This is a genomic window from Streptomyces sp. NPDC059696 (genome assembly GCF_042733745.1).
In the GTDB taxonomy this organism is placed as follows: domain Bacteria; phylum Actinomycetota; class Actinomycetes; order Streptomycetales; family Streptomycetaceae; genus Streptomyces.
The window spans coordinates 77,948-92,631 of record NZ_JBHWFG010000005.1 but is presented as its reverse complement, the minus strand read 5'-3'; the positions used below and the strand labels follow the sequence as shown (position 1 = coordinate 92,631).

Below are 14,684 nucleotides of genomic sequence, written 5' to 3'. Positions count from 1 at the left end.
CCGGACCCGGCGGCAGCCCGTGATCGACGTGCTCTCGGCGGTCGTCCCGCGCACCCTCAGGCCAACTGCTCCGGCAGCGGCCGGGGATCGACGGCAGCGCCCACCCGGCGACGGGCCGCCCACAGCCCCGCCGCGACGAGGGCTGCGGCCAGCCCCAGCATGCCCACCGCACCGGCGAGACTGCCGACCGCGGACTCCCCGGCGAGCAGCACCAGCGGGCAGACGAACTCACCGCCGAAGAAGGCCGCCGTCCACAGCCCCGTGCCACGCCCGCGGTCCTCGAACGACAGACGGGACATGGCACTGGTCAGAAGGGCAGGCAGCAGCATGCCGGTGCCCACGCAGTTGACGACCGCCCCGATGACCAGCAGCGGGGCGTTGCCCGCGAGGAACATCACCCCGAAGCCGATCGCGCAGACCGCGAGAACGACGGGCAGCATCGGGTCGGGAGAACGCTTCAGCCGGGCGAAGGTGACCGCTCCGCCCACGGTGGCGGCACTGGCGATCGCGGTGGCCAGTCCGATCACGCCGGTGTTCTCCACCCCGAGGTCGTCCAGCAGGTACGACATCTCCACCGGGACGGTGTAGAACACCATCGCCCCGAAGAAGGTGAGGGCACAGACGCCCGCCATCTGCCGCCAGGGGAACGAGCGGCGGGCCTCCGCCTCGGCCGGAGTCTCGTCGCCGTCCGCACGGGCCGCCGGGTCGGGCAGGGCGGTCGCCATCAGTGGGGCGAGCACCAGGCTCACGGCGTAGATCCAGAAGGGCACGCGCCAGCCCGCCGATCCGGCGGCGCCGCCGAGCACGAAGAAGACGGTGGCCGACGCGGAGGCGCACATGGTCTGCAGGGCGAGGTACTTCACCCGCTGCCGGCCGCTGTAGTAGTCGCCGATCAGGGTGGTGCAGCAGGTCATGATCGCGGCCTCGGCGACGCCGACCAGAGCGCGGCCGGCGATGATTGCGCCCAGCGAGTCCAGCCAGAGCGGGGCCGTGCCGAACACGGCGTACAGGACGGTCGCCACGACCAGCAGCCGCTTGCGCCCCAGCCGGTCCACGATCACCCCGGCGAACGGTGCCAGCAGCGCCAGCGCCAGCGCCGGAACGGTCAGCGCGAGCGGCACCAGCGCCTTGGCCCCCTGGACCGACGCGAAGTGGTCCTGCATCTTCGGCAGCACGGGGGCGATCAGCACCGCCCCCAGGATCGGCAGACAGCTGCCCACCATCAGAAGGGTCACCCGCAGCCGATGGGCCGGGCCCGAGACGGCGACGGCTGACGGAGCGGTGGCATCGATCGCGGCGGGAGGCGAGGGCACGGAACCGGGCATGGCGACTCCAGGGGATGGCGTAAGGGAGCGGGCATGCCTCACGGGCACCGAAGGCGCACGGCATGCCGGGGAGCTCGCACACCGGCGGCGTCCGGACAACGGCGTGCGGTAGCGACGACTATGGGGGCGCCGCGGCGCCGGTGCCATCCCCAGCGCAATCCGGATCCCGTATCCGGACTATCCACGCGGTGGATGGGATGGGTGACCATCACGCCGACGGAAGGCGTGCACGGCCGTTCCCCCCCCGAACGGCGGTCGCGCGTCACCACGCGGGAGGCGCTCCACCATGACGGCCAGACAGCGCAGCAGCACTTCCTCCAGTACGGATCCTCCCGTGAGGAGAGAGGTCGTACTGGGCGTGGACACGCACGGCGAAGTTCCCGTCGCCGCCGGATCTCCCCGCTGGGGAAGGTCCTTGGCACCGAGTCCTTCCGGCGACGGCAGCTGGCTCTCGCCAGCTGCTCGTGTGGGCCCGCAAGCGGGGGCGATGCGCCGGGCCGGGGTGGAGGGCACCGGCACCTTCGGCACGGGCCTGTCGTGCCCGGGCACGGCCAAGTCCGGCGACGGGCCGGTGCACAGCGCCCGGATCGGTGGGCATCGGCCCGGACAGCGCCGTCAGCTTGTCGATCAGCATGGGAGACAACCCCGAGCGGCAAAATACCGAGGCATCTTTTGCTGCCCTTTGCGGAGTCAACCCCATGGAGTAACCCTCCGGCCGCAGGAGCACGCGTCGCCTCAACCACGGTGGCGACCGCCAGGCCAACGCCGCCCTGCACCGCATCGTGGTCACCCGCCTGCGCCACGACCCACGCACCCAGGCGTACTACGAACGCCGCACCCGGGAGGGCAAGACCTGCCGTGAGATCATCAGATGCCTCGAGCGATACGCAGTCCGCGAGGTCTTCCACCTGGTCAGACAGGTGTCCAGCACCCCCTCGTTATAGGGGCGTGTGATAGCGGGTGATAAGGCTAGGCCCCGCCGGGGACCATCCTTACGGGACATCCGCGCGGAGCGGTGAGACGACGAAGCCGCACCGGAGCGCTCCGGTGCGGCTTCGTCGTGAGATCGGCTGCGCTGGCGCGCACGATGAGGTTGACGTCCGTCGCGATCGCGGTCAGCGGCGCGCCGCCGGCGACTGGGATCGGTCCGTTGGGTGATGCATCGCCTCCGAACCTCGGTCCGCCGGGATCCGGCGACCGTGGCGGTGAGCGGTCGCCTGTCCTATCCCGCATGGTCCGCTGCCAGTGAGGCGCTGATCCGCTTGGCGGCAAATCCCGTGCCGCACACGAAACGCAGCAGCGGCCCGAAGGTGGGAGCGGCAGCCAGCCCCGCGAAGTACAGGCCCGGCACCGACGCCTGGAAGTCGGCGGACAGTTGCGGCGCGTCGGCCAGCTGAGGCGGATCGGCGGCGCCCTTGCGCACCGCCCGGCGCAGCCCCTGGCTCAACAGCTCCACCCTCTCGACGTCGACCAGGTATCCGGTGCCCGCGATGACGTGGTCGGCGTGCAGGATCTCCACGTCTCCGCCGGGATTCCGCACCTCCAGCCGCACCCCGCCGTTCTCGCGCGCCGCCGAGTGGAGGCTGCGGCCGGACAGCACCGGGACACGGCCCTGGACTCGCTCCCGGAGCCACCATGCGCCGGACGGTCCCAGGACCGTACGCAGGAGATGGGCACGGACACGGGCCGGCAAGTGCCGGACGGCCGCGGGACCGCGGCTGCAGACCACCAGCGGCCATCCGGTGCCCATCGCGGCCCCCGGCCACAGCAGTCGAGCATGGAGCGGACGGTCCTGCGCCGTGTCGACCAGAGGGGGAGGACCGAAGGACGGACGGGTGCGGGTGACCACGGTGGGCTGCGCTCCGGCCTCGTTCAGCAGAGCAGAGGTCTCCAGGGCCGACTGGCCGCCTCCCACCACGACGACGCTCCGGCCCGCGAACACCGACAGGTCCGTGTGGTCCGCCGTGTGGGAGACGAGGCCGTCTTCCCGCAGCCCGGTCAACTCGCTCGGTACGTACGCGAAGGAGCTGATGCCCGTGGCGACCACGACAGCGGGCACGGAGAACTCTTCCCCGGTGTCCAGCGTGACCCGGAACCGGTCGTCCCGGAGGCGGTCGATGCCGTGCACCGCGGTCCGTTCCAGCTCGGAAACGCAGTTCCGTTGGAACCAGAGCCCGTAGCGCACGAATTCGGACAGCGGCACCGGTTCCCGCTCACGGCCCGGATGGCGTCCCTCCTGGACTCGGAACGCCCCGAGCCCGTGCCCCGGAGCAGGGGCGGAGATCGACGAGGAGAACGGGGACGACTTGAGGTACATCTCGCGCGGCATGTGCGAGCGCCAGCCCTCCATCGGCTCACCGAAGATCCGGTACGGCACTTTGCGGGCCTGGAGGTGGGCGGCGATGGCGAGCCCGTACGGGCCTGCTCCCACCACGGCGACTTTGGTATCTCCTGGAGGCTTCATGTTGCTTGGTGGCCTTCCCATATCGCCACGGGGGCCGCCGCGGGCGCCTCCCGTGAGCCTTCGGATTCCCTTGTCAGGGCGAGCGGCTCCTTGACTGACTACCGATATCCGGCGTATGTATATATACATCGTAAATATACACCGACTGCGCAATTGAGGCTGGCCGATAGGTGAGGTGGCAAGCCGTGGCCGTGGTCAACGAAACGCACAGCGCCGGACCGGCGAAGGCTGCGGGAAGGACGCGCCGGCGTCATCGCCGCAGCTCTTCCGCCCCGGCCCTGGTCGCGATCGACACTCTTGCCGCGACCGTCGCCGCGGGCGGAGTGCAGCTGCTCTTCCACCGTTGGTTCGTCCCGGCCGTACTCGTCCCGCTGTGGCTCCTCTCGATGGCGTCACAGCGGATGTACGGGCCCGATGCCGACGCGGAGTGCTTGCGCCGGGTTCTGCGGGCGGCCTGGCTGGCCGCCGCCGCGGCCGGCGCCGCATGGTGGTTCGCACCGCGCGACGAACTGCTGCACGACGCGCTGATCGCTCTGCCGCTCACCGCCGGGCTGACGCTCGCGCTGCGCAGGTACCGCCGGGTGAGGATGCGCACCGGCAAAGGCAGGAGCCGGCGTGTCGAGCGGGTGCTCGTGCTCGGCCCCGCCGAGTTGATCACGGCGCTGCGCAGAGGGCACGGCCCCAAGCCGCGGGTCGTCGGCGTCCGCCCCACCGGCCCGGCAGCCCGCGACGGCCGTGCCGACAGGAATGCCAGGGTGTCCTGCGATGCCGTGGACCTGCTCAAGACGGTACGGCGGACCGACGGCGACGCGGTCATCGCGCTGCAGGGCACCGAGCTGGGCACCGAAAGACGGCGGCGGCTGTCCTGGGAACTGCGGGCAGCGGACGTCGACCTCCTGCTCGCGCCGGTCCTCGCCGACGTCACGGCCGGGAGGCTGTCCGTGCGTCCGGTCGCGGGGGTGCCCCTGCTGCACCTGCGCGCCCCCAGGCTTTCCAGGCTGTCCCGCATCCCCAAACAGCTGACCGACCGTCTCCTGGCCTTGTCGGGGATACTGCTGCTGGCCCCGCTGATGGTGGCGATCGCCGTATGGGTACGGCTCGACAGCCCAGGACCCGCATTCTTCCGGGAGCGCAGGGCCGGGCGCGGCGGCCGTGAATTCACTCTTCTGAAGTTTCGGACGATGCGCCGCGGTGCGGATCGGCGCAAGGCCGAACTCGCCCACCTCAATCGCTACGGCAACGACCGGTTCTTCAAGATCGTCGGCGACTCGCGCGTCACCGGAGCGGGGGCGTTCCTGCGCTCGTTCTCGCTGGACGAGCTGCCGCAGCTGTTCAACGTGGCGGCGGGCCATATGTCCCTCGTCGGTCCGAGACCCCTGGTGAAGGACGAGATCGCCGCCCTGAGCGAAGACGCGAGCCACCGGCATCTGGTGAAGCCCGGTATGAGCGGGTTGTGGCAGGTCAGTGGGCGCTCTTGCCTGCCGACCGCGGAGCGGACCGTGTCGACATGAGCTACGTCGAGAACTGGTCGCCCGCCTGGCCTTGTCGATCCTGCTGCGGACTCCGTCCGCGGTCGTGCGCCGGACCGGCGCCTGCTGACGCGTGTCACCGGCGTGACTTCCGAGGCGACCGGGCGCCCCCGAAGGAGTCTCAATGACGAGGTCGAGCCGCTTGTGTGATCGACCGGGCGGAGGTGAACGTCCGTCCGTCGCGCAGCGGTGCCCACAGGGCACCGGCTCGTCGGCGGGCCAGTGTGATCACAGCCCGGACGTGTTTGCAGCCCTCACCGCGCTTCTTCAGGTGCGCGGACGGGGAGAACATCCGTCGCGGGCGGCGGCTGTAGCGCTCGGGCCGGTGCAGGTTGCCGGTCCGGCGGCCGCAGTCGCGCGGCACGGGCGCCAGCCCGGCCGCCGAGGCCAGGTGGCCGGTGTCGGCGGCGGCCGCAGGGTCGCCGGCGGCGAACTCGGCGCCGGGTATCGGGTCCATTCCGGGCAGGGACTCGATGATCTCCAGCTGCCGGTGGCTGCGGAACGTGTCGCGGATCTGTTTGTCGATGCGCTTGAGGCGGTCGTCCAGGACCAGGATCTGTGCGGCCAGGCCGGCGACGATCCGGGCGGTGGCGTCCTCGCCGGGCAGCGCGGTCCGCTGGGCCTGAGTCGCCTCCAGCGCGGTGGCCGCGACCACGTCGGCGCCCCGGACGCCTCGGCTGGCGAGCCATGCGGTCAGCCGGGCCCTGCCCGCGTCGATGCCGGCCCAGACCCGGGCCCGTCGCTCGCTCGCCCCTCCCCGGCCCCAACAGCATGCCGTCGGCCTGAGGAAGACCCCGCTGTCGTCTCCGTCAACGGCGACCGCACGAAGCGCGCACCTCTCAGTCAGCAGCCAGGGCGCCCCGGGGAGCCGGACGGCCACTCCTTCGGAGCCACGACTGGCAAGACCCCATCCGCCACATCCGGCCCTCCCGGGCCGCCTCACAACTTACGGAGCCTCCATGAGTGACCAAGTACCGGCACTGCTCGTCAAGCTGGGGCGTTTTCCCCAACTCCACGGGGGGCTTGGGGCGGTGCGCACCCTGGGGCGTATGGGAGTCCCGGCGTACGCCATGGTCGAGGACCCTTTCACCCCGGTCGCCCTCTCACGCCATCTCGCCGGCCGCTTCATCCGCCCGACGACCGGAGCGGAGGACGCGTCGGAACTGGTCTTGGCCCTCCTGCAGATCGGCCGGCAGATCGGGCGTCCCACCGTTGCCGTGGCGGAGGGAGACGAGGCCGCCGTGCTGCTGGCGGAGAACGCCGATCGCCTGGCTGAGTGGTTTGTGCTGTCCCCCGTGCCGCCCGCGCTGCCCCGCAGGTTGGCCAGCAAGGCGGGGCTGAACCGGACCTGCCAGGAGCACGGGGTGCCCACTCCCCTGACCCGGTCGCCGGTCGACCGCGCCGAACTGGTCGCGGTGGGGCGTGAGTGGGGATTCCCGCTGGTTCTGAAGGACAGGGAGCCTTTCACCAAGCTGAACGACTCCGCCATGGGCCACACCGTGTTCGTTCACGATGAGGCCGAGCTGCTCGCCGTGTGCGGGAGCGCCGACTCTCCCTCCGTCATCGTCCAGGAGCACATCCCTCTCGAAGTCGCCGAGGAGTGGTTCACCCACCTCTACTGCAGCGCGGGAGGCATGCCCCGGCTCGTCTTCACGGGGCAGAAGCTCCGCTCCTGGCCACCCAGGACAGGCCTCACCACCCGGGCCCGGGCCCGGCCCAACACCGCCCTCGCGACATTGGCCGCCGAACTGTGCCGTGCGATCGGCTACTGCGGGATCGCCGACCTCGACTGGCGGTTCGACCGGCGCGACGGCCGCTACAAGCTGGTGGACTTCAACCCTCGGTTCGGACAGCAGTTCCGTCTCTTCACCACCGCGCAGGAACTGGACGTGGTCCGCGCGATGTACTTGGACCTGACAGGCCAGGACGTTCCGGACGTGACACAGATCCACGGCCGGGGCTTCATCGTGGGCAATCTGGATGCCGTGTCGGCCACCGTGACCGCCTGGCGCGAACGCCGGCTCCCGTCCGCGCTGCCGCGGCGGAACCTGGAACGGGCCTGGCTGAGCTGGGACGATCCCGTGCCCGCGGTTGCCGTGGCGGTGCGCTTCAGCGGCACGGTGGCACGACGACTCACGAAACCGGTGCGCGCCGTGGTCGGTCCGGACAAGGGTGTTCCGAGCCAGGGTGCGCTGCCGCACGAGACCCCGGCCCCCGGAGGTCGGCTCCTGCAGCCGAGGGGCACAGCGCCGTGAGGCGGTCCATCCTGCACATCGCCCAGTCGAGCGAGGCAGGCGTCGCCCGAGTGGTCACGGACCTGGCCGCCGGGCAGTGCGCGAGAGGTGACCGGGTGACCGTGGCGTGTCCGCTCGCGGGCACGCAGTGGTGGACAGCCGCGCAGCGCGGGGCCCAGGTAGTGCGGTGGGACGCCGTACGCTCTCCCGGTCCGGCGCTGCGACGCGAGGTTGCCGAAGTGCGGCGCATCGGGGGGGGCATGGTGCGTCCGGACGTGGTGCACCTGCACAGTGCGAAGGCGGGGCTCGCGGGCCGCCTCGCGATACGCGGGCGTGTTCCCACCGTCTATCAGCCGCACGCCTGGTCGTTCGATGCCGTATCGGCTGCCCTGTCGACCGCGGTGGTGCAGTGGGAGAGAGCGGGAGCGCGATGGGCGCACCAGGTGGTGTGCGTCAGCGAGGGGGAGCGTGCCCACGGGGTGGCCGCCGGCATCCGGTCCCGGTGGACAGTGGTTCGCAATGGGGTGGACCTCGACCGGTTCACGCCGCCGGAAGCCTCCGCGCGTGAAGCAGCGCGGTACCGGCTCGGTGTCTGCGCCACCGGACCACTGACCGTGTGCGTGGCGCGGATCTGCCTTGGATCGGGTTCGTGGGAAGTTGGGCCACATTCAGCTTCAAGAGCTCACGGAGGAAGACGTAGAAGAGTGGATGCATTGGGCGTTGAGGTATGGACGCGCACGCGGCGGAAAGTCGGCACTCCGCTCGGAGTGACCAGTGTGGAAATGAGTCTCGCATGATTTAAGGATGCCTTGAATCGGCCAGCGCCGCGACGGCTGCTGACCATGAATGTGGCCCAGCACATCACAATTCCCCGCAGGGCGCGTAAAGAGGACCGGAAGAAGAAGCAGGAGGGGAAGCCGTGCAACGTCCAGGAAGTCCAGATGTTCATTCACGGCGTCAGGACGGAACGGCTCTGTGCTCCCCTTCTGCTGTCCCCCATGGGTCTGCGTCCCGCTGAAGTCTGTGGACTTCGATGGAAGGACGTCGACTTGGACAAGCCACGATCACCATAGCCAACACCCGGACGATGATGGGGAATCGATACGTCATGGAAAAGGACACCAAGTCCATGGCCGGAGAACGTGATCTTCCTTTGCGAGGTCCTTGGCCTGCGCAGAGTACGTCCCTACGACGCTCGTGCCTCCTGCCTCACTTTCCTTGCCAACAACGGCGTGCCAGATCACATCCTCGCCCGGTGGGCCGGGCACACGAACGTGAAGACCACGAAGAAGTGGTATGTGAAGCCAGACGTGGAAGACTTCCGCGAAGCCGCCACCACATGGGATGGCCTACATGGTGAGGCGGAGGGACGCGCCTGAGTTCGGCGGCGTATCCCAAGGGGTGGTGATCAGGGGCTGATCGGAGGGGCTCGAAAGGTTTCCCGCCACGTCGTCTCGACCTTCGGGACGGCACCACATGCTTTGCTGCAAACCCGGGACGGCTGGCCGCTGCGCTGATGAAGGATGCAGCGCGTCGATGTGAGGACAGGGTGAGAGCGCGGCCATGGGACACGCCGCGTCGGGGGCGCGTGTGCAAACTGAGGCTCAGGCTCGATCGGTGAGGGCCGTCGCCAGTGCTCGATGAGTCGAGCCGCGGATGCATCGAGTCACTGGTTTCCCCCGGCTGTGTGAGATTTCGTGAGACGTGAGAGGGTCTGGGGCGTGAGTGAGACACCGTCGAACACCCTGCAATACCGCTTTGACGGGCCAGAAGAGGCTCCCGTCCTGATCCTGGGTCCCTCACTGGGTACCACCTGGCACATGTCGTAGAAGCCGTCCAGGACCGTCCATCCAGTCTTATGCGGACATGTATGTCCAGTTTCGGGATCCTGTGCCGGAGCGTGTCCACGGGGTCTGTGATTCGCGCGTGACACCTGACAGCACGACGAAGCCCTGCCGGTCTGCTCCGGCGGGGCTTCGTCGTGCGGCTGGTCAGGATGGATCGGTGCTCGTGCTGACGGCTCCGTTGTCCTCGGGCTCACCCCCTTTGAGTCCCCGGAGGAGCGAGGCGGTGACGACGCGGGCTTCGGTCGCCTCCTGAGGTCCAGGGAGCGGGACGTGACCACGTACCTCGACTCCTGCTACGAGTAGGCGTGCTGTGACCACCGCCCTTCGGTGGTGCAAGCGGGATCCTCGCCATCGGCTCTGCCGGGCCCGACCTTCGTTTCGCGACCGGGTGGCGGGCTGGATCTCCGGGCCCCAGCAGTTGGCGGAACTCGTCGGTGACAGTGATTCCTAATGCGGTCTGTCAAGCGGCGAGAGCATCGGGTGGGGTGAGTTCCGTAGCACGCCCGTCGCGAAGGAGAGCCCAGAGGATCAGGTCCTGGACCATGCCACATCGTATCGGCGCTCAGCGTGGGCCGGCGGCTCGACGAGATACTGCGAGACAAGAGGTAACGGCGACAGTTGGTCCGGTCGCAACGGCGGACGGAGGTCTGAGAACGGCCAGGGCTACTCCTCGGCCTGCTTGATCAAGTCCCGGTGCCGGCTGCGCCCAAGGGCTCGTCCGTTGGTGTGCCGTACAGGTGCGAAGGCTCGGCTACGCGATAGTCGCGGTGTATCGCAGCGCGGACGCGCTCCGCACGCCTTTGGACGTCCACCGGGGACTGGTGAGGGGCTTCAGCGGCCGGTTGTGCCGGTCAGCCAGTCCCAGCGCAGCAACGGCTGGCAGGCGCAGTTCGAACCGGGTTCCGGCGCCACCGTCGGGGCGGTCCGGCACGGTGATCCGGCCCCGGTGTAGGACCACCTGCTGGGCGACGAGGGTTAGACCGAGGCCGGTGCCGGGACTGTCCGGGCCCTGGTGGAAGCGCTGGAAGACATCTTCGCGGCGCTCGGCGGGGATGCCGGTGGACCTTGGTCGTCCACGGTGAGCACCGCGGTCTGCTTGAGCGGGTCGTGGGAGGGGCGCAGGGTCACCTCGACTCGGGCGACTCCTTCGGCGGCGCGGTCGTGGATCCAGGCTATGGCCAGCAGGTTTGTCCACCGCCGAGCCCAGCCCCCTGCCCCAGCCGTGTACTTGCAGTCCTGCGGCGGCGCGCCCGGAGACGTCCGCGTCGGGGTGGGTGAGCCGCAGGTCGGCGACCGATGCGTTCACCTTCTCCGCGAGGTTCAGCGTCGCGACCGCGTCCGCCTCGACCAGGTCGCCCTGCAACGCTCTTCTGCCATGGTGTCCTCCGTAAAGGAGACCGGGACGACGCAGCTCACCGAGTTGTTGTCTCCGCCCGACGCCCTGCCGATTTCGGCCGCTCTCAGGGCCCGCCCGCCAGGCCGCCGGAGCGGTGACGCCGTCGCTACGGTGGTCTGTTCGGGGGTGCCGGTTCGAGCAGCCGCGAGGAGGTCGGCGAGGAGTCGGTGCTGCAGGCCACTCGGATCACGCTGGGGCTGCTGGCCTTCCGGATCGGTCGGCTCTCCGAGCAGATCCGGGAGGTGGACGCTCGTCTGGCCCGGCTCGTGGAATGCCACGCGCCGCAGCTGCTCGACGTGGTGGGGATCGGTCCGGACACGGCGGTCACGTTGCTGATCACGGTGGGGGACAACCCGGAACGGCTGGACAGTGAAGCGTCCTTCGCCTCACTGTGCGGGGTCAGCCCCGTCGAGCGTTCCTCGGGACGCCGACAGGTCCGTCGCCTCAACCGCGGCGGCGACCGGCAGGCCAACGCCGCGCTCCACCGGATCGTGTTCACCCGCCTGCGGGTCGACCCGCGCACCCAGGACTACTACGAGCGGCGGATCAAGGAGGGCAAGACCCGCCGCGAAATCGTCCGCTGCCTCAAACGCTATGCTGCCCGCGAGGTCTTCCACCTGGTCAAACAGCTACAGCCAGACCCCCGCTCATAGGGGCTGTGACAGCAAAGTGACACCTGACGGTCACTGCGGCCCCCGCCGGGGCATGTGCCCGGCGGGGGCCGCAGCGCTCATGAGCGACGTGGCCCGCTCGATACTGGTGCGGCGTCTGCAACGCCTCGCGTGGCGGCAGCGGGCGGTGTCGCTGGTTGGGCAACTGCTGCGGATCGGCCCGAATGCCTGTGTGTTGGTGGCCTGCTCCGTTGTGCCGGCCGTCGGCCGACACGACGAGCCTGAGACGTGAACCGGTAGTGCCTTCCTGCTGGAACGACAGAAGCCTTAGACAAGCCCCTATCGTCCCAGGCCAGAGGGCACTTTCGTCTTGCGGCTCACGATCCGGACGTCATCGCTAGTGCTGCAACGGTGTTTGTGGGAGTACGGCGCCCCCGGCGATGCGGGTTCCCTCTGACGGGACGGTGCGGGCCACGGGCCCTCTGCAGGCGGCAGCTCTTATCGATACACAGTGTCTACGTCCTTCCCGGACGTCGAGTCGATCATCGCCGCGTGGCATGAGCAGCAGATAGCCGGTCACCTCGCCGAGCTCGCCGGACTCGGGGACCGCGCAGGTGCGCCGGGGGAGCGGCTGGAGGCGGTGCTGGAGCGCTACGCGTTCATCCAGCAGCAGCGGCACGGCCATGGGGGAGAGCTCTCCGCCGTCCTGCACCGGGGTGACCATGTGGCGCACGCCGAACAGCATCTGCGCCACTTCATCCGGGGGTTGCTGGCCGAGGAGGTCCAGGCGGGCGAGGTGCGGGACGACGTTTCGCCGGACGAGCTGGCGAGCTATTGCCTGCATGCCCTCGCCGGGTCCGGAGCGCTGTCGTCCAAGGCCGCGGTGCGGCGGCTCGTCGCGGTGACCCTGGCCGGCCTGCGTCCCCAGGGTTGACGTCCCATCGCGGTGCCGCGCGCCCGGCCCTGGTGATCGGCTCCGCCATACGCCCGTCAGTGTCCGCCACTCGATTCGACGTCGAGGCGCTTGCGGAAGGTCGTGCCGCCGTCCTTCGACTCGTAGACGCCGTCCTGGGTGGCGGCCAGGATGTGTTCGGCGCCGGCCGCGGTGAGCGCCTGGGGTCGGCCGCCCGGCGCGGTGGAGACCTTCCGCCAGGTGGTGCCGCCGTCGTTGCTGCGGTTCAGGGCGCCGGCCGGGTCGATGCCGTAGAGGGCGTCCGCTGCCTTCCAGGAGAGGAACGCCAGCACCGGCTCCTTGCCCTTGGTGAACGTCTTGCCGCCGTCGGTGCTGCGGGCGATGCCCTCGGCGGTGGTGGCGAGGACGACGCCGGGGTCGTTCGGGCTGACCGCGATGTCGAGCGCCTCGAGGCTTGCCCCGTCCTTCCAGGTGGTGCCGTCCTTGGTGGTGCGCAGCAGGGCGTTGGTGGCGTCGTAGCCGTAGACCGTGCCGTGCGCGTGGTCCAGTGCGTGGAAGTCGGACTCCCCGGACAGGGACAGCGACGTCCAGGTCTTGCCGGCGTCGGTGCTCTTGATCAGTCCCTTGTTGCCGCCGGAGGTGGGATGGCCGCTGGCGTAGAAGGTGTTGTCCTCGGCCACGGTGAAGCCCATGAAGTCGTCTTTACTGTCGCCGACGAGCTGAGGATCGCCGCTGGCGTCGGGGGTGTAGACGCCCTCGTGGGTGGCGACGTACAGGCGCTGGTCGGAGGGGTCCAGGCCGAGGCCGTGGATGTGGCTCACCGTTGTCGCGGGGGCGGCGGACGAGTCCGCGCCGTCTTTGTCATTCGAGCAGGCGGCCAGGGGCAGGGCGAGAGTCAGGGCAGCCGCTGTCGCGGCGGCATGGCGCTTGTGCATGGTTCCTCGGTCGGAGTCATCGGGCGCGCGTCGGCGCGGAGGGCGGTGAAGACCGTGAGGGTGCGGTCGGCGGGGGACGTGCGGGGGCCGGGGCCCGGGCCGTCCGGCTCCTCGGCGAGCGTGCCGTGGAGCCCGGACGGCCCGTGTGTGTCGGCTCAGAGCCGGTCGAGGATGCTCTGGAGCTGCTCGACCTCGGCGGACTGGCCCTTGACGATGTCGCCGGCCATCTTCTTGGTGTCGGCGTTCTTGCCGTTCTTCTGCTCGTCCTTGGCCATGGCGATCGCGCCGTTGTGGTGGTCGATCATCATCTCCGCGAACATCTTGTCGAACTCCTTGCCCTTCATGGCCTGGAGTTCCTTCATGTCCGCGTCGGACATCATGCCGTTCATGCTTCCGTGGTCCATTCCGGGCATGGACTCCATCGCGGTCGGCTTGTTCCACGACGTGAGCCAGGACTTCATCGTCTTGATCTCAGGGTCCTGGGCCTGCTCGATCTTCCCGGCAAGGTCCTTGATCTCCGCGTCGGAGGCGCGGCCGTCGGCGAGCTTGGCCATCTCCAGGGCCTGCTCGTGGTGGGGGATCATCATCTGCGCGAACGTGACGTCCGCGTCGTTGAAGTCCCCGGTCTTGGCCCCGGCCTCGGCGCTCGCGGTGGCCGATGACGAGCCGCTGCCGTGGTCCATGCCGCTCATGTCGTCGCCGTCGCCGCCGCAGGCGGTCAGCAGTAGGGCTCCCGTCGCGACGATGCTCGCGGCCGCGATACGTCGAGTGGACTTGCGGCGCGGGGCACGCGTGAAGGCAGTCATGATCGATTTCACCTCGGGTGGTGTCTGGTTCTTCTGGCGGTTTTTGGGCGTGTGAGACAGCGGGATCGCGCGTGGTGCGCGCCCGCGAGGTTGTCTCGGCCTACAGCCGAAGGACCGACAGCCGGGTGAGATCAGGGCCGCGTGGCGGAGGGTTGGGGCGCAGCACGGCGGCGACCTGGGCACGGAGGTTCGCCAGCCAGTCAGGGTGACGGGCGAGCGCCGACCGGACGAGCGCCGTGAGCACCCAAGCGGCGAGCAGGACGGCCAGACAGAGGGACATCATGTCCATCGCCATGACGGGCATGTCGGTGGACGGTGCCTGCTCGGGGGCGGCCTCGTGCTTCGATTCCGCCGAGGCCGGATCTGCAGCGTCCTCGTGCGTCGCCGAGGCCGAATGGGTCGTCGGCGCCGACACATGGGAGGCCGGACCCATCTCAGCGGCATGCGAGTCGGTGGGATGCCCGACGGTGTGCATGACGAACACGCCGAACGCGAGCACGACCACGAGCAGCAGGTGCCCGAGGGCGCCTCCTGCTCGTACGTACCGGCTCACGGCCACTCCCAGGACATCCGTTGAGGGCCGCCGTGGCCCTCCGCTCCCGACAGTACCGAACCAGAGCCGAT

Annotated in this window: 13 protein-coding genes and 3 pseudogenes; 9 read left to right on the top strand and 7 right to left on the bottom strand. The window is 69.7% G+C overall.

The features are described 5' to 3' along the window. Positions 1–56: 56 nt before the first annotated feature. Positions 57–1,325, bottom strand: a complete 1,269-nt coding sequence (locus ACFV20_RS07185; protein WP_385653363.1) for an MFS transporter — start codon at positions 1,323–1,325, stop codon at positions 57–59. A gap of 767 nt (positions 1,326–2,092) precedes the next feature. Here ACFV20_RS07185 and ACFV20_RS07180 point away from each other — a divergent pair. After that, positions 2,093–2,269: pseudogene (locus ACFV20_RS07180) on the top strand (IS110 family transposase); the annotation flags it as partial. Between the two features lie 278 nt (positions 2,270–2,547). Here the strand turns inward: ACFV20_RS07180 and ACFV20_RS07175 are convergent. Further along, entirely contained in the window at positions 2,548–3,759 is a 1,212-nt protein-coding gene (locus ACFV20_RS07175; protein ID WP_385653361.1) for an NAD(P)-binding domain-containing protein, read from the bottom strand. Between the two features lie 215 nt (positions 3,760–3,974). Between ACFV20_RS07175 and ACFV20_RS07170 the strand changes: the two genes are divergently transcribed. Further along, the gene (locus ACFV20_RS07170; protein WP_385653359.1) at positions 3,975–5,300 is read left to right on the top strand and encodes a sugar transferase; all 1,326 of its coding nucleotides are present in this window, start codon (positions 3,975–3,977) and stop codon (positions 5,298–5,300) included. Positions 5,301–5,439: 139 nt separating this feature from the next. Here ACFV20_RS07170 and ACFV20_RS07165 read toward each other — a convergent pair. Beyond that, positions 5,440–6,027, bottom strand: a pseudogene (locus ACFV20_RS07165) (transposase); the annotation flags it as partial. 250 nt (positions 6,028–6,277) lie between these two features. On the opposite strand from ACFV20_RS07165, the gene ACFV20_RS07160 reads away from it, so the two are divergent. From ACFV20_RS07160 to ACFV20_RS07145, 4 genes and pseudogenes are all read left to right on the top strand, one after another. Beyond that, positions 6,278–7,573: an ATP-grasp domain-containing protein gene (locus ACFV20_RS07160; protein WP_385653356.1), complete on the top strand. Its 1,296-nt coding sequence runs from the start codon at positions 6,278–6,280 to the stop codon at positions 7,571–7,573. After that, complete coding sequence (locus tag ACFV20_RS07155; RefSeq protein ID WP_385653353.1) at positions 7,570–8,349, top strand: glycosyltransferase; 780 nt, start codon at positions 7,570–7,572, stop codon at positions 8,347–8,349. The genes ACFV20_RS07160 and ACFV20_RS07155 overlap by 4 nt, the downstream gene beginning before the upstream one ends. A gap of 345 nt (positions 8,350–8,694) precedes the next feature. Continuing rightward, a complete protein-coding gene (locus ACFV20_RS07150; protein WP_385653350.1) occupies positions 8,695–8,931 on the top strand; it encodes a tyrosine-type recombinase/integrase in 237 nt (78 codons plus the stop codon). A gap of 342 nt (positions 8,932–9,273) precedes the next feature. Beyond that, a pseudogene (locus ACFV20_RS07145) lies at positions 9,274–9,375 on the top strand (3-oxoadipate enol-lactone hydrolase); the annotation flags it as partial. A 775-nt stretch (positions 9,376–10,150) separates the two neighbouring features. Here ACFV20_RS07145 and ACFV20_RS07140 read toward each other — a convergent pair. Next, a complete protein-coding gene (locus ACFV20_RS07140) occupies positions 10,151–10,594 on the bottom strand; it encodes a sensor histidine kinase (RefSeq protein ID WP_385653739.1) in 444 nt (147 codons plus the stop codon). Positions 10,595–10,962: 368 nt separating this feature from the next. On the opposite strand from ACFV20_RS07140, the gene ACFV20_RS07135 reads away from it, so the two are divergent. The 3 genes from ACFV20_RS07135 (at position 10,963) to ACFV20_RS07125 (ending at position 12,340) form a co-directional block, all read left to right on the top strand. Next, entirely contained in the window at positions 10,963–11,448 is a 486-nt protein-coding gene (locus ACFV20_RS07135) for a transposase (protein ID WP_385653348.1), read from the top strand. A 79-nt stretch (positions 11,449–11,527) separates the two neighbouring features. Next, positions 11,528–11,698: a hypothetical protein gene (locus tag ACFV20_RS07130; protein ID WP_385653346.1), complete on the top strand. Its 171-nt coding sequence runs from the start codon at positions 11,528–11,530 to the stop codon at positions 11,696–11,698. A gap of 219 nt (positions 11,699–11,917) precedes the next feature. Then, positions 11,918–12,340, top strand: coding sequence for a TetR/AcrR family transcriptional regulator (locus ACFV20_RS07125; RefSeq protein WP_385653344.1), 423 nt, complete (start codon positions 11,918–11,920; stop codon positions 12,338–12,340). 56 nt (positions 12,341–12,396) lie between these two features. On the opposite strand, the gene ACFV20_RS07120 is transcribed toward ACFV20_RS07125, so the two are convergent. From ACFV20_RS07120 to ACFV20_RS07110, 3 genes are all read right to left on the bottom strand, one after another. Next, the gene (locus ACFV20_RS07120; RefSeq protein ID WP_385653341.1) at positions 12,397–13,254 is read right to left on the bottom strand and encodes a F510_1955 family glycosylhydrolase; all 858 of its coding nucleotides are present in this window, start codon (positions 13,252–13,254) and stop codon (positions 12,397–12,399) included. 155 nt (positions 13,255–13,409) lie between these two features. Continuing rightward, the gene (locus ACFV20_RS07115) at positions 13,410–14,060 is read right to left on the bottom strand and encodes a DUF305 domain-containing protein (RefSeq protein WP_385653339.1); all 651 of its coding nucleotides are present in this window, start codon (positions 14,058–14,060) and stop codon (positions 13,410–13,412) included. Between the two features lie 100 nt (positions 14,061–14,160). Then, entirely contained in the window at positions 14,161–14,613 is a 453-nt protein-coding gene (locus ACFV20_RS07110; protein ID WP_385653337.1) for a hypothetical protein, read from the bottom strand. Between the last annotated feature and the right edge of the window lie 71 nt (positions 14,614–14,684).

Bases quoted from the DNA above. Each gene is read 5' to 3' on its own strand.
- ACFV20_RS07185 (WP_385653363.1), bottom strand. From the start codon at position 1,325: ATGCCCGGTTCCGTGCCCTCGCCTCCCGCCGCGATCGATGCCACCGCT.
- ACFV20_RS07160 (WP_385653356.1), top strand. From the start codon at position 6,278: ATGAGTGACCAAGTACCGGCACTGCTCGTCAAGCTGGGGCGTTTTCCC.
- ACFV20_RS07130 (WP_385653346.1), top strand. From the start codon at position 11,528: ATGAGCGACGTGGCCCGCTCGATACTGGTGCGGCGTCTGCAACGCCTC.
- ACFV20_RS07120 (WP_385653341.1), bottom strand. From the start codon at position 13,254: ATGCACAAGCGCCATGCCGCCGCGACAGCGGCTGCCCTGACTCTCGCC.
- ACFV20_RS07115 (WP_385653339.1), bottom strand. From the start codon at position 14,060: ATGACTGCCTTCACGCGTGCCCCGCGCCGCAAGTCCACTCGACGTATC.